Raw genomic sequence first — 21,919 nt, 5'->3', positions numbered from 1 at the left:
CATGTGGGCTTTTTTGTGCCTCACGCTTAAATTCGCGCATTACGTCGTTGGGAAAAGGTCACTTACTGATATGTTTTAGGTATAGGCTCCCTTTTCCCCCATCGAACTGCACAAATTTAAACGCAATCTGAATCATTATTGAGCCAGCATTTTTTGTGGGCTTTTTTTTGCGTGGATGAAATTCGTAGGTCATCCCTTTAGGGTGTCATATGGGGTTTTTAGATTTTAATTGGAGGGAGTTGGGGTAGTATTTTAAGATACACTGAACAAGAAATAATATGATTGTGATTGAAGTGTGTTTCTAGAATAGTGTGCCTGCTTAACAATAATAAAAGTTTTGTTAGTGCTAAATGAAGTATGTCTTAGTTGCACCTTTTTAGTTGCACCTTTTTGAAAAATTCAAACAAGTATAGCTTATGAATATAGTGGGTCTGTTTTAGAAAATAGTGAATTTCTGTTTTTTTCTCCATTCATGAAACTGAATATTTTACAGTGACCATGATTTTCATTCATTCGTTTTGCTAGTTCAATAAAGTTTGGGGTGATTGAAATATCTAAAAAACTTTCTTTATGAATTCTTCCTAATATGAAAGAGTCGTGCAATGGTAATCCATGTTCATTGTTTGCCCAAGCACTTAACAATAAGTCTCCTCTGAAATTGATGCCGAAAGATTCTCTAAGCATATCGCAAGGATTGTCGGGAGTAGGTTCGATTAAATGCTTGAGAGCACATTGCAATCTAATTCTCGTGTTTTTTTTGTCTTCTAATTTTTTGAAGTTTGTTATTGCAGATTTTATAGTTTTTTTATCTATTTTGTTATTACTTAAATAATTAATGCCTCTGCCAACTGGAAATGTTCTCATAATTAATAATTCATCAATGTTATATTGCTTTAAAGTATTATAAATTTTTTGAATTGAGTTATTGTCGAGATTCCCTTCGTGGAGAGGGAGTTGTGCTTTCGTTTTGACTCCGAATTTTGAAAATTGACTGGCAATCTTAATGTTAGAGCTGTTGTAACCTTTTGGTCTAGTGCATGGTTGGGTTTTATGTACTTCATCATAAGTGAATTCATACTCGCCAATTATATTAGCTAGTTTTTCAATTCCGTACTTTTTTATAAAGTATCCGGTTGATGTTATCGAGATATTCTCTTTTCCAAATCTTTTGGATGCTTCTTGAATCAACAAAAAGTTCTCATAACATGACAGTGGGTCACCTCCAGCGAAATCAATCTTCACATCATACCCTTCTATGTTTTTGAGTATATTTATTTTTTCTTCTAAAGCTAATTCGATCCCTTTCTCTTGGCGATCAATTAATGTCAAATCAAAAATGGATGGCTCAATATTGGGGTATAGGGCTTTAAATTTTTCGGATAAGTCATTTGTAATTATAGAAGTTTTTTTAAGCGAATGCTCACGAGCAATGATTGAATTTTTTTCTTGCGAAACATGTACAGCATCAGTGCAACAGAATTCACAATCCCAAGGGCAAATAAGGGTTATGTTCCAAATAATATCTAGTATAGACTTCATTTTGTGAAAGTGTTCGAATGTGAAATAAAGTCAATTATGTTGTCCCTTAATATTAATAAAACATCTTTATTTTTTTCTTTGGTAAGCTCATGCTCTTCTAACTCATCTAATGTTTTCCATTCATAATTTCTGTCGCCAACTTTAAATGAATCTTTTTTTGAAATGTCATTTTCTATATTTGAGCCAGTATGTGTCAAATGATAATAATAATTGTGGAATTCTTTGACAACATTATCTTGAGGGTGATATTTGACACTTGTTTCATGTTTGTCCATTAACATTTCAATAATAATCTCTTCTTGCGAGTAATTTAAGTAACCAGCAATTTTTTTCTTTGAATCGGAGTGGTGATCATTTGATGAGATTTTAACGTAAGGTAGAAAAAAACAATTCCATTTGTTTGATTTGAATACTAAAATTTGATCCACATTGTTAATTTGGCGCTTAATAATAAATAAAGAGTTCTTGTCGGGTTTATTAATGTAATTTGTATATAGTTCGCTCTCTAGTAGTTTTACAGGGTCTTCTTTAGAAATGAATCTATAGAATGTGTAAATGAAAAACCCAGTTGAGGTTATAAACCCGAAGTTTATGAATAGATTTTGAGGTGTTAGATCACCAATGATCTTTTGGTCACCAGTTAGAAAAGTTATTAGGAAAGTTATTGTTAATGATAGGTAAAGTTGCCATAGATTACGTGAACCAATGAAATCGCCATAATTTACTAATAGCAATTTCAATGTGTCTTTTCTATAAGTTAGCTGATCGGCAATATATATTTTTTCAGGTAAAGCTGAAGTGCTAGTCTTTTCTTTATTAAAAAAAGTGAATATTGACATATGAAACTCCCTATCTGTTTATATTTTGGTCTTATGTAATGATATTATTTGACAAGAATTTCGCAAATAATCTTCGCCCATGGTTCAATGTTATAATTCCCTGAAAGTAATTCTTCAGGAGATACAAAACCAACAGTTTTTAACTGGTCTTCGGATGATTCAATACCTTTTCCATCAAGTTCATGTACATATACTACTGCAATATGATGTCTATCGACTTCAGTCTCATCAGAGCAAACTTTTTTCTCTAGTTCAATAGTATTTACTATTTTAGAAGTTAAGTTTATTTCTTCTTCAAGTTCACGTGCCATCGTTTGAGTAAGTGATGTTTTTAGGTCAATTACGCTATCTTTGATAACAAGATCTGCTAAATCCCAGTGCCCACCAACAGCTACAGCAATTTTATTGTGGAGCCGGCTTTCTCCTCCTTTAGATGTGCGTTCGTATGCCCATACTTTGCCTTTATGTGTGAAAATTGAAACGGGTAGAAGTTGACGAAATTCATCATCGTTTTCTAAAGCAGCTCTTTGCCCAAGCATAAGGTCACTGTTTTTAAGTTCATAATCAACAAATCCATATTCGCGGTGTTTAACTTTCTCGGATTTAATGCATACGATGTGTTCTTGGTGTTTACTCATAATACGTCTCGCAATTTTATTATTCAGATAAATTAAAGTATTTAATGATAGATATGAGGAGGTAAATTTAGTATTAGATTTACTGTCATTCTAATACTACTGGCCTTGTCAATCTAGTGACTTAGTTAATGTTATTCTGATTTGAATTTAATTGTGTGTTTAAAGGTAAACTAAATTGTCGCAGTGAATTATTTCGTTATCACATGCGTAACCTAGTGTTTTACTGATTTGTGCGGTGGGTTGGCCAATAATTTGTTGTAGATCAGTGGCGCTGTAATTACTTAAGCCACGGCCAAATATTTTACCTGATTCGTCTGCAAGGCTGACGACTTCGCCGCGTAAAAACGATCCGCTTGATGAAATAATCCCAACGGGTAATACGCTTTTATGATTTTTAATGGCTTGGTGTGCGCCGCTATCTACCATTAATGTGCCTTTGGTTTGTAGGTGTCCTGCAATCCATTGTTTGCGTGCATTAATGGGTTCTTGGTCCGCTAGTAATAATGTACCGAGTTTTTCGCCTTTAAATAAACGCACGATGACGTCTTTTTCCATGCCTGATGCAATATTGGTATTGGCACCGGATCTTGCGGCTAATTTTGCTGCGCGGATTTTTGTGATCATACCGCCACGACCTAATGCACCACCGCCGGTTGCCATTAATGCAATGTCGGAATCGCTGGCGTTGGCTTGTTCTATTAATGTGGCGTCTGGGTTGCTGCGTGGATCTTTGTTAAATAATCCCAATTGATCGGTCAAAATAATTAAACGATCGGCAACCATTAAGTTGGCAACCAGTGCGCCTAATGTGTCGTTGTCACCAAAGCGAATTTCGTCGGTAACCACGGTGTCGTTTTCGTTAATAATTGGGATGATGCCTAGTTCTAGAAGGGCTTCTAGTGCGGCTTTTGCGTTTAAATAACGGGTGCGGTTGGCTAAATCATCATGGGTAAGCAGAATTTGAGCGCTGTGCATTTGGTGTGCGTTAAAGCATTGTTCGTAAAATTGAACGAGTTTGGTTTGACCAATGGCGGCGGCGGCTTGCAATTTAGCCATTTGTTCTGGGCGTGTTTTCCAGTCTAAATGGCTCATGCCAACGGCAACGGCACCAGAGGATACTAAAATGACTTCAATATCATTGCTGCGTAAATTTGCCATTTGTGCGCACCAATCTTTAATGCGCACTTCGTCTAGACCGGCACCGTTTTGTGTTAACAGTGCGCTGCCTATTTTTATGATCCAACGTTGTTTTTTCATGTATCTAATTTCTAATCAGAAAGGGAATTAAACGTATTGTACGTCGACATCAAAATCGTCGTCGTCATAATCTTCATCGTCTTCGATGCCTTGCTCTTGCAATGCTTTGCGTTTTGCGCGTCTTGCCAATGCAAGGGTTTCAATACGTTCGCGCGCTTCTTGTTCAACAATTTCACGATGCTCGTTTTGTGCTTGAGCGTAATCTTCGTTGTTGTCCATTTGTTCTTTGTATTGTTCGATGAATTCCATTAACTGCATCACAAGGCCTTCACAGCCGTTGCCTTTAATGGCACTGATGTGGAATACCGGCCCAGTGTGACCTAGTGCGTCTACAACATGCTGGCAGCGTGCTTTTAATTCGTCTTCAGGAATTAAATCGGTTTTGTTGAGTACTAACCATCTTTCGCGTTTTGCCAATTCTGGGCTGAAACGTTTTAATTCACGTACGATTGTTTTCGCATGTTCACCAGGATCAGACTCATCAAACGGTGCCATATCAACAAGGTGTAATAAAATACGAGTACGAACAAGATGTTTTAAGAAACGAATACCAAGACCAGCGCCTTCTGATGCGCCTTCAATAAGACCTGGAATATCCGCTAATACGAAACTTTTATATGGGCCTGCACGAACTACACCTAGGTTTGGCACTAAGGTTGTAAACGGGTAATCGGCTACTTTTGGTTTTGCAGAGCTGACTTGACGAATGAATGTTGATTTACCCGCGTTAGGTAAACCTAACAATCCAACATCTGCCATCACTTTTAATTCTAATTTGATGTTGCGTGATTCACCTAAAGAGCCTTTTGAAAATTGGCGCGGTGCACGGTTAACACTGGATTTAAAACGGGTGTTACCTAAGCCGTGAAAACCGCCTTGGCATATTTTCACTTCGTGACCGTGGAAGGTTAAATCCGCTAATACTTCTTCTGTGTCTTCATCAATAATAGTGGTGCCAACAGGTAATATGAGAACTTCATCTTCACCTTTGTGACCTGTCATTTCACGACCGCGACCTGGCTCACCAGATTGTGCGTGATACTGACGTACGTAACGATAATCAACTAGAGTGTTCACGTTTTCGTCGGCCTTTACGAATATGTGGCCGCCGTCTCCGCCGTCCCCACCATTTGGACCGCCTTTCGCTTTATATTTTTCACGCAAAAAACTCATGCAGCCATCGCCACCTTTTCCGGCTTCAACACTTACACTGGCTTCATCGACAAACTTCATGATCTACTCTCTAATTAACTATTACTACGAATGGGTTTTACAATTTAAACTTTTTTACTGCTTAAGATAGAGAAACAGCCTTGCGACTATTAACTGTGTTAAACACATTTAATACCCGAAGGCTGAAAGGATTCTATATTAGTAGTATTTACTTACGACCTGAACGCTTACGTTCGTTGTCTGTTAAGTATTTTTTACGGATACGAATTGACTCAGGTGTTACTTCTACTAACTCATCATCATCAATAAACTCTAAAGCTTGCTCTAGCGTCATTTTGATAGGTGGTGTTAAGTTAATTGCTTCATCCGTACCTGATGCACGAACGTTGGTTAACTGCTTACCTTTAGTCGGGTTAACGGCTAAATCGTTGCTACGGCTATGAATACCTAATACTTGGCCTTCATAAACTTCAACGTTTGGACCTAAGAATAAACGACCACGTTCTTGTAATGTGAACAATGAGAAGCCTAATACTTTACCTGTTGCCATTGAAATCAATACGCCGTTTTGACGCTGACCAATATCACCACCTTTAACTTCACCGAAGTGATCAAAGATAGAAGTCAAAATACCAGAACCTGACGTCATCGTCATGAACTGTGAACGGAAACCAATCAAGCCACGTGCAGGCATCATGAATTCTAAACGCGTACGACCTTTACCATCTAAAACCATGTTGGTTAAGTCAGCTTTACGAATACCCATTTCTTCCATTACCGCACCTTGATGTTCATCTTCAACATCAATGATTACGTTTTCGTATGGTTCAACTAATTTACCGTCTACTTCTTTTTGAACAACCTGTGCACGAGATAAGGCTAATTCGAAACCTTCACGACGCATAGATTCAATTAATACAGATAAATGTAGCTCACCACGGCCAGATACTTTGAACTTATCAGGTGTTTCGCCTGGTTCAACACGTAATGCAACGTTGTGGATTAATTCTTTTTCTAGACGGTCTGCGATGTTACGAGTAGTAACAAACTTACCTTCTTTACCAGCAAACGGTGAATCGTTTACTTGGAATGTCATGCTTACAGTTGGCTCGTCAACGCTAAGCGCTTTCATTGCTTCAACTTTACTTGGATGACAAATCGTATCTGAAATGCTTAATGGGTCAATACCCGTTACACAAACGATTTCACCGGCAACGGCTTCATTAACTTCAATACGTTCTAAACCTAAGTAACCCATGATTTTTTGGATACGGCCTTTACGCTCAACGCCTTTCGCGTCAACAATGATCAATGGCTCGTTGATTTTTGCAGTACCGCGAGTAACACGGCCAACACCAATTACACCCACATAGCTGTTGTAATCAAGTGCAGAGATTTGCATTTGGAAAGGACCGTCAACATCCACTTCAGGAGCCGGTACTTTATCTAAAATAGTTTCGAATAATGGCGTCATATCATCAGCCATTTGATCAGGTTCGTAACCAGCAATGCCGTTTAATGCTGATGCGTACATGATTGGGAAATCAAGTTGCTCATCGGTTGCGCCTAAACGATCAAATAAGTCGAAAATTTCATCTACAACCCAGTCAGGACGTGCGCCTGGACGGTCAATTTTGTTGATAACAACAATTGGCTTCAAGCCTTGCTCGAACGCTTTTTGTGTTACGAAACGCGTTTGTGGCATAGGACCATCAACGGCATCAACCAATAGTAAAACCGAATCAACCATCGATAATACACGTTCAACCTCACCACCGAAATCGGCGTGACCTGGTGTGTCTACGATGTTAATACGCGTACCGTTGTAGCTGATCGCTGTATTTTTTGCCAAGATCGTGATGCCACGCTCTTTTTCTTGATCGTTTGAATCCATGATACGTTCAGCGCCGTCATCACGACGATCCAAAGTACCGGATTGGCTTAAAAGTTTATCAACAAGTGTTGTTTTACCGTGATCGACGTGGGCAATAATTGCAACGTTACGGATAGACTGTATATCTGTGCTCATTAGTTCTTCTCAAATAACTCAATACTGTACCAAAGCACAAACATTGAAAGGGTTAAAATTTGGCGCGCATTATACCTGTTATGTTTTGGAAAATCTGTATTTTAATGTGTTTAGTGTAAATTGATGTTGACAAAATTTAAATTTAGACAGTTATTGCCCTTTGATTTGGGCTATTGCACAATGCGCGCCTCTCCCAATCACTAGGAAATTTGCCTTGTTAAGTTATCGTCATTCCTTCCATGCTGGCAATTATGCGGATGTACTAAAGCACCTTATTTGTGTTGAAATATTTGAACATTTTTTAAAAAAAGAGAAGCCTTTTGAGTACATTGATACTCACAGTGGTGCGGGTATGTATTCGATTAATTCCGATCAAGCACAAAAATTAAAAGAATATGCAGGTGGTATTGGATTAATTAAGCCATCTGAATTTCCAGAATTGAACAACTATTTTGAAGTGATTCAAAAAGCACAAAAAACTGGATTTTATTCTAATTTGAATCTAAAAAATTTAGATTTTTATCCAGGCTCTCCTTGGATTGCCAAACAATTTTTGCGTCCGATAGATCGTTCATGGCTGTTTGAATTGCACCCAGAAGACTATAAGTTTTTATGTAAAAATGTGTCGCCCTCCAAGAAAAATCGCGTGCAAGATATTAATGGTTACGACGGTTTAAAACAGTTAATTCCTGTGCAATCGAAGCGTTGTTTTGTGTTGATTGATCCGTCTTATGAAGTGAAAACAGAGTATGACCAAGTAGTAAGTTCAGTAGTAGATGCGTATAAAAAATTCAATGCAGGCACTTATGTGATTTGGTATCCGGTTGTTGAACGTGAACGCATTTTAAGAATGGAGCGACGTTTAAAATCTGGCGGCGTGAAAAATATTCAGCGATTTGAATTGGCTGTGAATATTGATGACACGCAAGATGGCATGAATGCGTCGGGTATGATTGTCGTGAATCCGCCTTGGACGTTGTTTAAGAAAATGCAATTGTTGTTGCCTAAACTGGCCGATGCCGTTGGTCAAAATGGCAAAGGTGGATTTAAGTGTGATGTGTGGGCTGCAGAGTAATATCTGTTTTGAACGTTAGCATGGTTTGTGTAAGTTAGGCATGTTCACTTAGTTAGTTGGATTGTTTTTGTATTGTTGGATGTGCTTTTTTACGCTGATCTTTAATTGTTAATGTATTGGAAACTGATTAAAATTATCCCGAAATTTTAAGGACCTTATGAAGCGTTCTTTTATAAACTTTTATAAACTTTTAACTATTTTTAAACATGAAGGAAAAATGATGAATAAATACATAATTGGTCTTGTTATGACTAGCATGCTACTAGCATGTAACGATACTCCAGAAGTCAAACCTGAAACTAATTCTGGGTCAGGGTCATCAATAACAGTGCCTGTAATAGCGCCTGAATCTAGCAGTACTGTTTTAGATGAACCAGTTACACAAAATGATTATACCTTTGAAATTACACCCAATAATTATGTTGATTTAACGGGTGATGAAGCGGATGTGACAGAAATTTTAGAGTCTTTGGATGATGCAATTGTTTTAATCTCAACAACAAATCCTGATTCAAATACTGAAGTTGAAACCTATGCATGTGAAGTTTCAGGTACTTTTGTTGTTACTGAAAACCTAAATACAGGGGTTGGTCGTGCAATAACTAGCGATTGTGTTATTGCTCTTGGAGATATATCTATAGATGTTGAGATTGTGGCTAATAATCTAAGCGGTTCGATCACTTATATGGATTTAGTCGGAAGTACCAATCATTTAGTATTTGCGTCTTCTGATAATGTCGTTGAATATTATGTGACATACGAAGATTTAGGTAGTGTGTTGATTCGCATTGATTTTGACGAAGGATCAACTGTCATTTATGGTGCAAATAATTCCAGCTTCGAATTAAAGCGTGTAACTGAAAATTATGAATTACGCCCTTGTATCCTACAAGATAAAGATGTTTACGTAGTCAACTCAAGAGTGGTTGATGAAACTATTATTGGGGAAGACGATTATTGTGCGCCTGTAGCCAGTGCTACAGATGGCATCTGGTCTAGTTGGACACAAGAATACTCAACGTTGATTTATAAAGTCACTGTGCCAGATAATGGTGAATATGCTTATATAAATGGTTCTGTCTCTACTAAACATGAAGAAACAAAGTTGAATATTCGTTCAGATTATTTAAGAGCGTATAATTATTCAAATAATATTCATAGAATAGAAGGCTCTTTATTTGCCGGTGAATATTTTATTGAAATTCAGAATTCTGGTTTTAAAGAGTTGGATAATGCTGTTTATCTTGAGCTTAATTTGGAAAATGCGGTTGTTGAGTTTGTTGAAGAAGTATCGCCAGCTTTGTTGGCAGAAAGTGCATGGGAATTTTCAGGTGGTGATTCTATAGGTGCTCCAGGTAATGTTCAGTTTGAATTAACAATTGAAGAATCTTCAAATGCTACGATTTCATTATTGGGTGTCAATGATGGGTTTATGGTTTTATATGACTCTGAATTTAATGAATTGAATTATATTTATTCAACTGAAATGAATTACTTGTTAGATGCCGGTACTTATTATATTGAAGTATCTCCTTTTAACTATGGTTACGCTGGTAATTTTGCGGTGATGGTGGATCTTGAAGTGCCTCAAAACGAAGTTAGTTTTAATTTTTATCAAGAGATTCCATTGCCTGAACCTTTAGAAATTCTGCCTATTTCAATTGGTGATACAGTTTCAGGGACTTGGTTTAGAACGGGCGGGACTCAGCCAAACACTATAGGTAACGCCCAATATCGATTAACGCTTACTGAATCTACTGGTGTAACTATTGATTTGTCTACTAATGACGATGCTTTTTTAATGTTACTTGATGATGAGTTTAATTTAATTGATTCTAATGATGATTATCAAGGTTTGGATAGTCGTATTGAAAGGGTGTTGGCGCCAGGAGTGTATTATATTGAGGCGACTACTTTATCTTCAGGTGTTTCTGCTGATTTTAATTTATCTGTTTTTGAAACTGTTGAAGTTGAAATCTCTAAGACTGAAATTAATGTGATTGAAGTTAATGAATCAGCTTTGGGTTATTGGGTATCTTCTGGTGGCTCGATTGTGAATTCGACGGGTAATCAGGTTTACCGATTAGATTTAGCACAGACAACTAATATAGTGATAGATTTGACTGCTTTGAATAATGACACTTATTTAATGTTACTTGATTCTGAGTTTGCTTTGATTGAGAGTGATGATGGTGGATCAGGTTTAAATAGTCAGATATCTCAAACACTTTTAGCGGGTACATATTATATTGAAGCTGCTACTTTAAGCTCTGATGAGTCTGGTGAGTTTACTTTAAGCGTACAAAGTCTGAATTAATAATTTTGTAACTTATGCTCCCCCTAAAAAAATTGATCGATACAAGTAGTTTATTAGAGCAATGCAGGAGTATATTGCCAATCGCAATCTGAACAGTTACGGATTGTGCTGAATAGATGCATAATCTTTTAATAAAAAAACCGCGATTAAGCGGTTTTTTTATTTTAGGCTTGTTCATACAATGCTTCGTATTCTTTACATGCGTCTTCCCAAGTAAAACGTTTCTTAAATCCAGAACGTTGTAATCGTTTATATACAACCGGTGTGTCGTAATATAATTGATTGGCTCGGTTAAGTGCATCTAGACACTCACTGACTTCGCAATTTTCGAAGGCAAGGCCAGTGGCTATTTTGTCGTTACTGTCATCAAGTGCAATAACAGTATCTTTTAGGCCACCTGTTGATCGTACGATAGGTAGTGTGCCGTAACGCATCGAATAGATTTGGTTCAAACCACAAGGCTCAAACACACTTGGCATAATGAAATAATCACCCGCCGCTTCCATTTGATGGGATAAGGCTTCGCTGTAACCATTGGTAAAATGGAATTTATCAGGGAAGTCGTTTTGCAATTGCACAAGTTGTGCGCATAACGCAGGATCGCCTGATCCTAAAACGGCAATTTGTACGGGGTTGTTTAAAAATTCGCGCAAGGCAGGGATTAAAAAATGATGTCCTTTTTGATCCGTTAAGCGTGAAATATTCACAAATAGAGGAATATTTTTGATGACAGGTAGACCAAGGCTTGTTTGTAAATGCGCTTTGCATTTATGTTTACCCGTGATGTTTCCTAAATCAAAATTTGCAATTAAAGAAGGGTCCGTTGATGGATCCCAAGTGCCATAATCACAACCGTTTGTAATGCCGGATAAATCCGTGCCTTTTTTTACAAAATATTCATGCAATCCATGGCCCGTTTCTGGTTGTCTTAGTTCTTGAGTATACCCAATACTTACACTATTCACTTTATCAGCGAAGTGAATGCCACCTTTTAACATATTTAAATCGCCGTAATCTTCAAATACATTAGGTTCAAAAAATATACTATTAATGCCGGTTGCATGTAACCAACGAGCATGTGCTTTGCCTTGATAAGCGCCATTGTGAATGGTTAATACACTTTTACTATGAGTAAAAAACGCATCAAATTGATAATGCTCTTTTAAATAAAAGGGCGCTAATGCAGTTTGCCAATCATTTGCGTGAACTATTTCTGGTTGAAAATTAATTTTTTTAGCTAATTCTAAACAGGCTTTTGAAAAGAAAGCAAAACGTAGCATGTTATCTTCGTAAGCTTGGTAGCCGTCGTCATAAATTCCATCGCGATCAAAAAAATCATGTTCGAGTAAATAAAAATTAACGCCATTTTTATTAACTAAATAAGCTTTAACAAAATATCGGTCGTAATGATTTAATAAAAAATCAAACGTAATCGGTGTCTGATTTTTATATTGTTGATCTACTTTTGAATAATATGGAAGACAGGTACAAAGGTTGTGCCCGAGTTTTGCTAATTCTTCTGGAAGGGCGCGACCGACATCAGCCAGCCCCCCTGTTTTGACAAAGCCTTCAATTTCCGATGCGAGAAATAATATATTTAAAGGCTTAGAATCCAATGCGCGCTCCTTTAGGGATAACTACAATCCCGTCTTCAGAAACGTGGAAGCGTTCACGATCTTGTACCGGATCTTCGCCAATAATTGTATTTGGCGCAATGGTGACGTTTTTATCAATAATGGCACGACGAATACGACAACCTTGACCAATATCGTTGTTACCCATAATCACAGACTGATCTACATAAGAGTGTGAGTGAACATGAACGTTATAACCAATTACGGATTTATGTACGATGGCGCCAGAAATAATTGAGCCCGATGCAACCATTGAGGAAATGGCTTGGCCTGTACGATTTTTTTCATCGTGTACAAACTTAGCAGGTGGCAAAGATGGGTGGTACGAGCGTAGAGGCCAGTAACGGTTGTATAAATCAAACGGTGGGGCTGTACTGATTAAATCCATGTTTGCTTCGTAGTAACTTTCGATTGTACCTACGTCTCTCCAGTAACCTTTTGACGTTTCGCTTTCGCCACGAATGGTATTTTGAGAGAAGTCATAAACAAACACTTCACCTTTTTCGTATAACTTTGGAATGATGTTGTGGCCAAAATCATGAAGTGAATCATTTTCTGCGGCGTCTTCTTTTAAAGAAGTAACCAGCGTTGGTGCATCAAACACATAGTTGCCCATTGAGGCTAAAACCATGTCGTCAGAACCTGGAATCGTTTTTGGGTTGGTTGTGGGTTTTTCAATAAATCCGATCATTTTCCAGTTTTCATCTACTTCAATAATGCCGTAATGATGCGCTTGGCTAATATGTACTGGGATTGCTGCAACGGTTAATTTCGCTTTGGTTTTATTATGGAAACGAACCATCTGGCGAATGTCCATTTTATAGATATGGTCACCACCAAATACACAAACCACTTCAGGGTCAACGGATTCAATTAAATGAATGTTTTGATAAATTGCATCAGCAGTACCTTGGTACCAATGTTTACCTGTTTGCATTGAAGCTGGAATCGCATCAATAAATCGATTAGTTAAGCCTGTTACTCGCCAAGCCTTAGAAAGATGTTTCATTAATGAATGGGATTTATATTGAGTCAGAACGTAAATTTGTAGTAAATCTGAGTTTACAAAATTATTTAATACAAAGTCGATGATTCGATAATTACCACCAAAAGGCACGGCTGGTTTAGCTCGGATTGAGGTAAGTGGGCTAAGACGAGAGCCTTCACCGCCCGCAAGAATCATGGATAAAATGCCTGACATATATTTCCCCTAAATGACTGATTAAGTCTAATAATTATTTTTCTGTATTTCTGGCGCACTTAAAATACAATTATGATGTTTGCCAGCTTTATTGAATAAAGTTGAAAGATTGGAGGTTAGTGTAACCAAAAGTAACTAGAGAAGTGAAACGATTTAAAGAAAATAGGTGAGATTATTTAATTAGTACTCAAAATATATAAATAATGGCTAGGCAGGGCACTTAACTGTTGGAGGGTGATGCTGATTTAGGAGAGTTTGTTTGAGAAAAAAACACCTCAGAGAATTTAACGGGTTCTCGTTTACCCTCAAAATAAAGCATCGCGGCAACAATACCAGCAATAATCAATATAAATAGTAGAAATTTTAATTTCATAATCGGGTGCCTTTTTGTCATATGCTATTAAAGAGTTACATTTAGTATAGTCAATAAATTTAATTTGACGTGAAATCTACCGTTAGAGGCCAAAATTAGATAAGCTAGTGATGTATTAAATAAGGCAGTTCAAATGATAAAAGTTGTCATAGTAGATGATCATGATGTCGTTCGTTTTGGTATACGGCGTTTATTGGAAGACGTAGCAGAACTTGAAGTGGTCGGTGAATGTTGTAATGGTGAGCAAGCCGTTGAATTAGCAAAAACATTAGCGGTTGATGTATTTTTAATGGATATTCAAATGCCAGGATTAGGTGGTATTGAAGCCACAAGAATGATTGATGAGCTTAATGTCGATGCTAAAATTATTGTAATTTCGGGCCTGAATGATGATCCATTGGCAATCTCGATGCTTAAATCTGGCGCAAGTGGATACCTTTCAAAAGGTGCTTCTGTCGAAGAAATGGTGCGTGCCATTAGAGAAGTTGTAAATAATGGTACTTATATTAGTCCTGAAATTGCACAAAAAATTGCAATTTCGTCGTTGACTGAACACAGTGTTGAAGCGAACCCATTTGATCAATTGTCGGAGAGAGAATTGCAAATCGCAATGTTGATTTTTCAATGTAAAAAATGCGCTGAAATTGCCGATAAACTTTGTTTAAGTCCAAAAACCGTTAATTCTTATCGTTACAGAATGTTTGAAAAACTTGATATAGATAGTGATGTTGAGCTGACGTTATTAGCCGTACGTCATAATGTTATTGATGTTAAAAATCTTTGTATCGATTAAATGCAAAAAATAAAGACACTCAATGACTAAAGCCTTCGATCATAAATCCTTTTTAACGCATCTTACTCATAAACCTGGTGTTTATCGTATGTTTGATGATGAAGGGAAATTATTGTATGTGGGTAAAGCCAAAAATTTAAAAAACAGAGTGTCGAGTTATTTTCGGGCGAGCGGATTAAATAATAAAACCGTGGCGCTGGTTAATAAAATTCAAAGTATTGAAGTGACGCTCACTCATAGTGAAACCGAAGCGTTATTACTTGAACACACATTAATCAATACCCATCGTCCGCCCTATAATATTTTATTGGTGGACGATAAATCCTATCCTTATATTTTCTTATCCACAAAGCACGAATCTCCTGGTTTATTTATTCATCGTGGGGCAAAAAAGAAAAAAGGCGATTTTTTTGGTCCGTTTCCAAGCGCATTAGCGGTTCGAGAAAGTTTGTCGTTAATGCAGCGAACGTTTAAATTACGTCAATGCGAAGACAGTGTATTTGCCCATCGAGCCAGGCCTTGTTTGCAATATCAAATTAAACGATGCAAAGCGCCTTGTGTGGATTATATTTCTAAAGAGGAATACGCAAAAGACGTTGAAATGACCAAAGACTTTTTGTCTGGTAAAAGTGATTTAATTATTACTCAACTAAATGGTGAGATGGAACAAGCCGCAATGGATTTGAACTTTGAGCAAGCTGCTCAAATTCGCGATCAAATGATGGTTGTGCAAAAGGTGCATGACCAGCAATTTGTGGCGGGTAAAGAAGGTAATGTGGATATCTTCGCTATTGAGTTAAATGACAAAGGCAGCTGCATTCATTTTATGAGTGTCAGACAGGGTCGCATGTTGGGCAGTAAGTCGTTTTTTCCAAAATTAGGAATTGAAAGCGATGCTGCTTCTGTAATGTTGCATTTTTTGGCGCAATTTTATTTGTTAAATACCACTCATGAAGTGCCCGGTTTAATTTTGTTAAATCATCCAATCGATGATGCGCAAAGTTTAAGTGCAGCGCTTACTGAAAAGCGTTTAGCAAAATGCAAAATACAAAGTCAGGCGCGAGGCTTAAATCAAAAGTGGATTGATTTAGCGACCACCAATGCAAAAGAACAGCTTTCATTTAAGATCAGTCAAAAACAAACCATCTTTGATCGATTTGAATCCTTAAGAGTGTCATTAGGTTTAAATCAAGCGCCGCAACATATGGAATGTTTTGATATTTCTCATTCCCATGGTGAGGCAACCGTTGCCAGTTGTGTGGTTTTTGATTCTCAAGGTCCAGCTAAAAAACATTACAGAAGTTTTAATATTGAAGGCGTAACTAAAGGTGATGATGTTGGCGCGATGCGACAAGCCATCACAAGACGTTACACGCGTTTATTAAAAGAAGACAAGCCGTTGCCAGATATTTTGTTGGTGGATGGTGGTAAAGGGCAAATGAATATGGCCAATGAGGTGCTCGAAGATTTGGGTATTTCAACAATGGCTATTTTGGCTGTGGCAAAAGGAGTCACTCGAAAACCCGGATTTGAAACATTATTTTGGCAAGATACCGACCATATTATTCAGATCGAAACTCACAATCCAGCCTTGCATTTAATTCAGCATATTCGTGATGAATCCCATCGATTTGCCATCACAAAACATCGTAAACAACGGGACAAACAAAGAGTCACTTCTGCGCTTGATGATATTCCAGGAATCGGAGCTGCCAGAAAAAAAGCGCTTTTACGTCGTTTTGGCAGTGTGCCAAATATGAAAACCGTCAGCTTAAATGATTTATCAAGTGTTGATGGTGTGTCCAAAAAACTCGCTCAAACCATTTATGATCACCTGCACAGTGCTTAGTTTTGGCAGGTTAGTCTAGAAATCCCTTCTTTGTAAATTAATGTAATTCAAACTTCCAATTTTACTTGGCACTGCCATTGCTTTTACCTCAACCAGACCGACAAGGTTCAAAATTTTGTCAAACAAATTGGATGGTAATATGGCAACGGCTTTTGCGATAGAAACAACAAAATCTCATAACAATGTAGATCAGCTACATGATGCATTTGAGACCTTCAATAAAATGAGTGCCCAGCTTTCTAATTCTTATCAAGTTTTAGAATCTAAAGTGATCGAACTTTCAGGTGAGCTGGCAACGGTTTCTGAGCAACGAATGCAAGAGTTGTCAGAAAAAGAAATGCTGGCAGAACAGCTTGAAAGTTTGTTGCAAATTTTACCCGCCGCCGTTGTTGTGATTGATAAAATGGGTCGAATCATGCGAAGTAATTTGGCTGCCGATAAACTGATTGCAGGTTTGTTGGATGAACCACAAACTCAATTAGTTAATCTGCCCTGGTCAAAAGTAATCTTGCAATGCTTTCAACCACAAAAAAATGATGGTCATGAAATTTCTTTAAGAGATGGCAAATTAGTTTCAGTGGCAACCTGCTCATTAGGCGAAGACGGACAATTAATATTAATTACGGATCAAACAGAAACTCGCGCCTTACAAGAAAAAGTTAATCATCATAAACGCTTAAGTGAAATGGGGCAAATGGTGGCGTCATTAGCGCATCAAATTCGTACCCCGCTTTCTGCTGCGATGTTATACGCAGGCAATTTAAGTCAAGAATCCTTATCAAAAGAATTAACCCAGAAATTCGCGGGAAAAATTCAAAATCGTTTATCTCATATCGAACAACAAATTCAAGACATGCTTATTTTTGTGCGTGGCGAAATTCAATTAGTGGATGAAGTTTCTAGTGGATATTTAGGTTATTTAATTGAGCAGTCAGCAGGAGATATAAAACTAAATCACGATTGTAAAATTCGTGTGACGCATAATATGAATAATTGTTATTTGCAATGCAATCAAGAATCGCTAGTAAGCGCTATTAGCAATTTACTTAATAATGCATGTGAGGCAAAAATGTCTGACTGTATTATTGATGTGGATTTTATTGCAAAAAATAATGAATTAGAAGTGCATGTAAAAGATAACGGCGAAGGTATTAAAAAAGAAAAAATCAGTAAAATATTTGAACCGTTTTTTACAACTAAGTCACAGGGAACAGGATTAGGATTGGCAGTGGTAAAAGCAATTATCACTGCTCATAAAGGCGATATTCAAGTTTGTAATCATGAAGTTGGTTGTGAATTTATCATTACATTACCCATGGTAGGAGAATCTGCATGAAAGTATTAATAGTGGAAGACGATCATAATTTACGCGAAGCATTAGTGGATACATTAAGCATTGCAAACATTGATTGTATAGAAGCGTCTTGTGGTGAAGAAGCCATTGTAAAATTAGACCAAGCCAGCTTTGTTGTAACGGATGTCAATATGCCCGGCATTGACGGGCATGAGTTATTACAATTTATTCGACAAAAACGTCCTGATATTCCGGTTGTGTTAGCCACAGCATTTGGTGATGTCAGTAAAGCGGTGCAAGCGATGCATGAAGGTGCGGTAGATTATTTAATTAAACCGTTTAAATCTGATCAACTGATTTCATTAATTAATAAATATCAAGGACAGCCAAGTGGGGATTTTGATGATCCCATTGCTTATAGTCAAAGCAGTCAGCGTTGTTTAATGATGGCTAAAAAAGTAGCCAAAACCGATTCTACTATTTTAATTAGCGGTGAGTCGGGTACGGGTAAAGAAGTATTGGCGCGTTACATTCATCAGTATTCTGATCGAAAAAATAAACCGTTTATTGCGATTAACTGTGCAGCCATTCCAGAAAATATGTTGGAGGCGACTTTGTTTGGTCATGAAAAAGGCGCATTTACCGGAGCGCATCAATCCATGCCCGGCAAGTTTGAACAAGCAAATGGCGGCACGATTTTACTTGATGAAATTTCAGAAATGGAAATTGGATTGCAGGCAAAATTATTGCGTGTGTTGCAAGAGCGTGAAGTAGAAAGAATTGGTGGCAGAAAAACCATTGAATTAGATGTAAGAGTGTTGGCAACTACTAACCGAGATTTAAAAGAATATGTGGCGGAACATAAGTTTCGTGAAGATTTATATTATCGTTTAAATGTGTTTCCATTGAAGTGGGCACCATTGCGTGAGCGCCAAGAAGATATCATTCCCATTGCGAATTTTATATTGAAAAAAATCTGTGCAAAAATGCATAAAGCGATGGTGAGTTTTGATAATAGTGCGCAACGTTTATTAACCACATATCAATGGCCTGGAAATATTCGTGAGTTAGATAATGCGATTCAACGAGCGATGATTTTACAAAGTGGACAATCAATTACCGCTGATGATTTAGGATTGCAAGATGAGGTGTTAAGTTTAAATCAGCACCAAGCTTATAATGCATTCCAAGCTCAAGATCAGCAAAATGTTGATCACTCAGCTCGAGGTGAAATTCATTCAAGCCATGAACCTTATTTTGAAAATAAATTTGAAGCAGCGGCGTTTGAACCAGTGCAAGAGCAGGTTAATAGCGAAGAAAATTTAAGTGTGGATTTAAAGCATAAAGAATTCGAATTGATATTGGATGCAATAAAAAGTGAGGGAGGCAGTAAGGGAAAAGCGGCAGATCGATTGGGGATTTCATCAAGGACATTACGTTATAAATTAGCAAAAATGCGAGATTTAGGTATGAAGGTTGACGAACGGATATCTGCCCTACATTAAAAAATAATAAAAACGTTGAAGCTCATTGATTTTAATTGATGGGCTTTTTTTTCGTTTGTTTTTTGAATAGGTTTTTTGAGATTAAAAAGATTTTGTATCTGAAACTTCTAAAGAAATTAGAAGTTGGTAGCGGGGGCAAGATTTGGCAGAAAAGTTGCTCCTGCATTTTCTGCATTCGCGACGTCCTGTCGTTTAACTTATGATCTTCAGAAGGTAATAAAGAGTCGAGCCCGACTGTTAATTTAAGCTGATAAAAAAACTAATTCAGTTAAAAATTATGATGGTCTTGATTTGTGTTTTGGTATTTTGTCAAAAAGAATGTGTATCTGGAAAACTCCTAAAGAAATTAGAAGTTGGTAGCGGGGGCAAGATTTGAACTTACGACCTTCGGGTTATGAGCCCGACGAGCTACCAGGCTGCTCCACCCCGCATCATCTATATATTGTCTTGATCATCTTAAATAAAAAATGTCTCAACCGATCACTTACTCACTGTCTAACTTGGAAACTTCTAAAGAAATTAGAAGTTGGTAGCGGGGGCAAGATTTGAACTTACGACCTTCGGGTTATGAGCCCGACGAGCTACCAGGCTGCTCCACCCCGCATCATCTAAATATATCGATTTTGTTAAAATATTACGTTAGTAATCATTTTACATCTTTAAAAGATTAATTTTAAAGTTGGTAGCGGGGGCAAGATTTGAACTTACGACCTTCGGGTTATGAGCCCGACGAGCTACCAGGCTGCTCCACCCCGCATCATCGATATGCACTCTTTAAGAGGCTGTGCTCTCAAGAGGAGGCGTAATATAGGGATTTTATTGACGCTTGTCAATTAAGTTGTTGAAAAATGTAGATTTTTTTTCATTGATCGCTTTTATGCTGATATAATTCCTATCGTTTTTTTCCTTACTGAAACTCTTCTTATGAAATTTATCGTTCGTTTTTTTCCTGAAATTAATATCAAAAGTAAACCCGTACGCAAACAAATGGTTAAGCAATTAGCTAAAAATGTTAAAAAAATACTAACGCGATTGGATGAAAATATTCAAATTCAAACCACTTGGGATAACTTACAGATTTTAAGTTCGCTGGAAGAAACGGAATCTAATGTAAAGATAATGAAAAATGCATTATCAAAAATTCAAGGCATTGTGCACTTTAACTACGTACAAGAATTTGTATGGGAGGGCATGCACGAAGCGTTTGAGCACACAAAAGTGCATTACGAAAAACAACTAAAAGGCAAAACCTTTAGGGTGAAATGTAAGCGAGTGGGTAAGCATGACTTCAGTTCGCTAGATGTTGAACGTTATGTAGGTGGTGGTTTAAATCAAAACTGCGAAACCGCAGGTGTTAAACTTAAAAAGCCCGATGTAGTTGTGCTGTTGGAAATTAAAGACGACAAGTTTTATGTAGTTACAGACCAAGTGCCTGGTTTGGGCGGGTATCCTTTAGGTTGCCAAGATGCAGTAATGACATTGATCTCAGGCGGATTTGACTCGGGCGTTGCAGCATACAAAATGTTGTCTCGAGGAATGCGTACTCACTTTTTGTTTTTTAACTTAGGCGGACGCGCACACGAAATTGGTGTTAAACAAGTTTCAAAATATATTTGGGATGAATACTCAAGCTCTCACCGTTGTAAATTTATTGCAGTGCCATTTGAAGGCGTTGTGGAAGAAATTCTTACCAATGTGGATAACTCGCAAATGGGTGTGATTCTAAAGCGTATGATGTATCGCGCTGCGGATAAAATTTGTGATGAATACGATATTCCTTGTTTTGTTACCGGTGAAGCAATCGGTCAAGTATCGTCACAAACGTTACAAAATCTAAATGTCATTGATTCAGTGACAGACAAATTAGTATTAAGACCGTTGGTTGTCAGTGACAAACAAGACATTATTGATGATGCGCGTAAAATCGGTACAGACAAATTTGCTGAAACCATGCCTGAATATTGTGGTGTGATTTCTAAAAATCCAACCACCAAAGCGCGTTTTGATAAAATTGAAAGAGAAGAAGGTAACTTTGACTTTGCGGTTTTAGAAAAAGCAGTGGCCGATGCCGTACATGAAAATATCGATCAAATGGTTGAGAGTACAGAAGAAGTAGAATTAACTTCTTTTGAATTAAAAGACTTACCTGCTGACTACGTTATTGTGGATGTGCGTCATCCAGACGAGACAGATGAAAAACCTTATACCGTTGACGGTTACGAAGTAATCGAAGTGCCGTTCTATAGCTTAAAGCGTGAGTTTTTGGAATTAGATTCTTCAGTAAATTATGCTTTGTATTGCGATAAAGGTGTGATGAGCAAATTACATGCAATGTACTTATTAGATGAAGGTGCAACGAATGTGGTGGTTGTAAAAAGTTAAAATTGGAAGCTATTTAGCTCT

Annotated in this window: 16 protein-coding genes and 3 tRNA genes; 7 read left to right on the top strand and 12 right to left on the bottom strand. The window is 37.4% G+C overall.

Features of this window, described 5'->3' with window-relative positions; all coding sequences use genetic code 11:
* Positions 1–414 precede the first annotated feature (414 nt).
* From TYM08_RS14850 to typA, 6 genes are all read right to left on the bottom strand, one after another.
* Positions 415–1,539: a hypothetical protein gene (locus tag TYM08_RS14850; protein WP_422379931.1), complete on the bottom strand. Its 1,125-nt coding sequence runs from the start codon at positions 1,537–1,539 to the stop codon at positions 415–417.
* Positions 1,536–2,378 carry a hypothetical protein gene (locus TYM08_RS14845; protein ID WP_422379930.1) on the bottom strand — a complete coding sequence of 281 codons (843 nt, stop codon included), beginning with the start codon at positions 2,376–2,378 and terminating at the stop codon, positions 1,536–1,538. The genes TYM08_RS14850 and TYM08_RS14845 overlap by 4 nt, the downstream gene beginning before the upstream one ends.
* A gap of 44 nt (positions 2,379–2,422) precedes the next feature.
* The gene (locus TYM08_RS14840; RefSeq protein ID WP_422379929.1) at positions 2,423–3,016 is read right to left on the bottom strand and encodes an NUDIX domain-containing protein; all 594 of its coding nucleotides are present in this window, start codon (positions 3,014–3,016) and stop codon (positions 2,423–2,425) included.
* A 159-nt stretch (positions 3,017–3,175) separates the two neighbouring features.
* Positions 3,176–4,273: a glutamate 5-kinase gene (gene proB / locus TYM08_RS14835; RefSeq protein ID WP_422379928.1), complete on the bottom strand. Its 1,098-nt coding sequence runs from the start codon at positions 4,271–4,273 to the stop codon at positions 3,176–3,178.
* A gap of 27 nt (positions 4,274–4,300) precedes the next feature.
* The gene (gene cgtA, locus TYM08_RS14830; RefSeq protein ID WP_422379927.1) at positions 4,301–5,506 is read right to left on the bottom strand and encodes an Obg family GTPase CgtA; all 1,206 of its coding nucleotides are present in this window, start codon (positions 5,504–5,506) and stop codon (positions 4,301–4,303) included.
* A gap of 148 nt (positions 5,507–5,654) precedes the next feature.
* Complete coding sequence (gene typA, locus TYM08_RS14825; protein ID WP_422379926.1) at positions 5,655–7,475, bottom strand: translational GTPase TypA; 1,821 nt, start codon at positions 7,473–7,475, stop codon at positions 5,655–5,657.
* A 214-nt stretch (positions 7,476–7,689) separates the two neighbouring features.
* Between typA and TYM08_RS14820 the strand changes: the two genes are divergently transcribed.
* Together TYM08_RS14820 and TYM08_RS14815 are read left to right on the top strand one after the other, a co-directional pair.
* On the top strand, positions 7,690–8,550 hold the full coding sequence (locus TYM08_RS14820; protein WP_422379925.1) for a 23S rRNA (adenine(2030)-N(6))-methyltransferase RlmJ: 861 nt from the start codon (positions 7,690–7,692) through the stop codon (positions 8,548–8,550).
* A 220-nt stretch (positions 8,551–8,770) separates the two neighbouring features.
* Positions 8,771–10,867, top strand: coding sequence for a PPC domain-containing protein (locus tag TYM08_RS14815; protein ID WP_422379924.1), 2,097 nt, complete (start codon positions 8,771–8,773; stop codon positions 10,865–10,867).
* A 164-nt stretch (positions 10,868–11,031) separates the two neighbouring features.
* Here the strand turns inward: TYM08_RS14815 and TYM08_RS14810 are convergent, their stop codons facing one another.
* The 3 genes from TYM08_RS14810 to TYM08_RS14800 form a co-directional block, all read right to left on the bottom strand.
* A complete protein-coding gene (locus TYM08_RS14810) occupies positions 11,032–12,483 on the bottom strand; it encodes a glycogen synthase (RefSeq protein ID WP_422379923.1) in 1,452 nt (483 codons plus the stop codon).
* On the bottom strand, positions 12,473–13,702 hold the full coding sequence (gene glgC, locus TYM08_RS14805; RefSeq protein ID WP_422379922.1) for a glucose-1-phosphate adenylyltransferase: 1,230 nt from the start codon (positions 13,700–13,702) through the stop codon (positions 12,473–12,475). Before glgC ends, TYM08_RS14810 begins: the two co-directional genes overlap by 11 nt.
* 220 nt (positions 13,703–13,922) lie before the next feature.
* On the bottom strand, positions 13,923–14,075 hold the full coding sequence (locus TYM08_RS14800; RefSeq protein ID WP_422379921.1) for a hypothetical protein: 153 nt from the start codon (positions 14,073–14,075) through the stop codon (positions 13,923–13,925).
* Positions 14,076–14,208: 133 nt separating this feature from the next.
* Between TYM08_RS14800 and TYM08_RS14795 the strand changes: the two genes are divergently transcribed.
* The 4 genes from TYM08_RS14795 to TYM08_RS14780 all read left to right on the top strand — a co-directional run bounded on the left by TYM08_RS14795 (position 14,209) and on the right by TYM08_RS14780 (position 19,516).
* The gene (locus TYM08_RS14795; protein ID WP_422379920.1) at positions 14,209–14,868 is read left to right on the top strand and encodes a response regulator; all 660 of its coding nucleotides are present in this window, start codon (positions 14,209–14,211) and stop codon (positions 14,866–14,868) included.
* Positions 14,869–14,890: 22 nt separating this feature from the next.
* On the top strand, positions 14,891–16,717 hold the full coding sequence (uvrC, locus tag TYM08_RS14790; RefSeq protein ID WP_422379919.1) for an excinuclease ABC subunit UvrC: 1,827 nt from the start codon (positions 14,891–14,893) through the stop codon (positions 16,715–16,717).
* A gap of 115 nt (positions 16,718–16,832) precedes the next feature.
* Positions 16,833–18,053, top strand: a complete 1,221-nt coding sequence (locus TYM08_RS14785) for a sensor histidine kinase (RefSeq protein WP_422379918.1) — start codon at positions 16,833–16,835, stop codon at positions 18,051–18,053.
* Complete coding sequence (locus TYM08_RS14780; RefSeq protein WP_422379917.1) at positions 18,050–19,516, top strand: sigma-54-dependent transcriptional regulator; 1,467 nt, start codon at positions 18,050–18,052, stop codon at positions 19,514–19,516. Before TYM08_RS14785 ends, TYM08_RS14780 begins: the two co-directional genes overlap by 4 nt.
* A gap of 354 nt (positions 19,517–19,870) precedes the next feature.
* Here TYM08_RS14780 and TYM08_RS14775 read toward each other — a convergent pair.
* The 3 genes from TYM08_RS14775 to TYM08_RS14765 all read right to left on the bottom strand — a co-directional run bounded on the left by TYM08_RS14775 (position 19,871) and on the right by TYM08_RS14765 (position 20,273).
* Positions 19,871–19,947, bottom strand: a tRNA-Met gene (locus tag TYM08_RS14775).
* Positions 19,948–20,043: 96 nt separating this feature from the next.
* Positions 20,044–20,120, bottom strand: a tRNA-Met gene (locus tag TYM08_RS14770).
* A 76-nt stretch (positions 20,121–20,196) separates the two neighbouring features.
* Positions 20,197–20,273: transfer RNA gene (locus tag TYM08_RS14765), tRNA-Met, on the bottom strand.
* A gap of 167 nt (positions 20,274–20,440) precedes the next feature.
* Between TYM08_RS14765 and thiI the strand changes: the two genes are divergently transcribed.
* Positions 20,441–21,898 carry a tRNA uracil 4-sulfurtransferase ThiI gene (gene thiI / locus TYM08_RS14760; RefSeq protein WP_422379916.1) on the top strand — a complete coding sequence of 486 codons (1,458 nt, stop codon included), beginning with the start codon at positions 20,441–20,443 and terminating at the stop codon, positions 21,896–21,898.
* Positions 21,899–21,919 lie beyond the last annotated feature (21 nt).

The organism is Marinicellulosiphila megalodicopiae (genome assembly GCF_045862395.1).
In the GTDB taxonomy this organism is placed as follows: Bacteria; Pseudomonadota; Gammaproteobacteria; order Pseudomonadales; family Natronospirillaceae; genus Marinicellulosiphila; species Marinicellulosiphila megalodicopiae.
Note: the sequence above shows the minus strand (reverse complement) of the source record. Positions and strands in the feature narration are given on the sequence as shown.

What these genes read in the sequence shown, in the direction of transcription:
- TYM08_RS14850 (WP_422379931.1), bottom strand. Translation starts at nt 1,539, where the DNA reads ATGAAGTCTATACTAGATATTATTTGGAACATAACCCTTATTTGCCCT.
- TYM08_RS14845 (WP_422379930.1), bottom strand. Translation starts at nt 2,378, where the DNA reads ATGTCAATATTCACTTTTTTTAATAAAGAAAAGACTAGCACTTCAGCT.
- TYM08_RS14840 (WP_422379929.1), bottom strand. Translation starts at nt 3,016, where the DNA reads ATGAGTAAACACCAAGAACACATCGTATGCATTAAATCCGAGAAAGTT.
- proB (WP_422379928.1), bottom strand. Translation starts at nt 4,273, where the DNA reads ATGAAAAAACAACGTTGGATCATAAAAATAGGCAGCGCACTGTTAACA.
- cgtA (WP_422379927.1), bottom strand. Translation starts at nt 5,506, where the DNA reads ATGAAGTTTGTCGATGAAGCCAGTGTAAGTGTTGAAGCCGGAAAAGGT.
- typA (WP_422379926.1), bottom strand. Translation starts at nt 7,475, where the DNA reads ATGAGCACAGATATACAGTCTATCCGTAACGTTGCAATTATTGCCCAC.
- TYM08_RS14815 (WP_422379924.1), top strand. Translation starts at nt 8,771, where the DNA reads ATGAATAAATACATAATTGGTCTTGTTATGACTAGCATGCTACTAGCA.
- glgC (WP_422379922.1), bottom strand. Translation starts at nt 13,702, where the DNA reads ATGTCAGGCATTTTATCCATGATTCTTGCGGGCGGTGAAGGCTCTCGT.
- TYM08_RS14800 (WP_422379921.1), bottom strand. Translation starts at nt 14,075, where the DNA reads ATGAAATTAAAATTTCTACTATTTATATTGATTATTGCTGGTATTGTT.
- TYM08_RS14795 (WP_422379920.1), top strand. Translation starts at nt 14,209, where the DNA reads ATGATAAAAGTTGTCATAGTAGATGATCATGATGTCGTTCGTTTTGGT.
- uvrC (WP_422379919.1), top strand. Translation starts at nt 14,891, where the DNA reads ATGACTAAAGCCTTCGATCATAAATCCTTTTTAACGCATCTTACTCAT.
- TYM08_RS14780 (WP_422379917.1), top strand. Translation starts at nt 18,050, where the DNA reads ATGAAAGTATTAATAGTGGAAGACGATCATAATTTACGCGAAGCATTA.
- thiI (WP_422379916.1), top strand. Translation starts at nt 20,441, where the DNA reads ATGAAATTTATCGTTCGTTTTTTTCCTGAAATTAATATCAAAAGTAAA.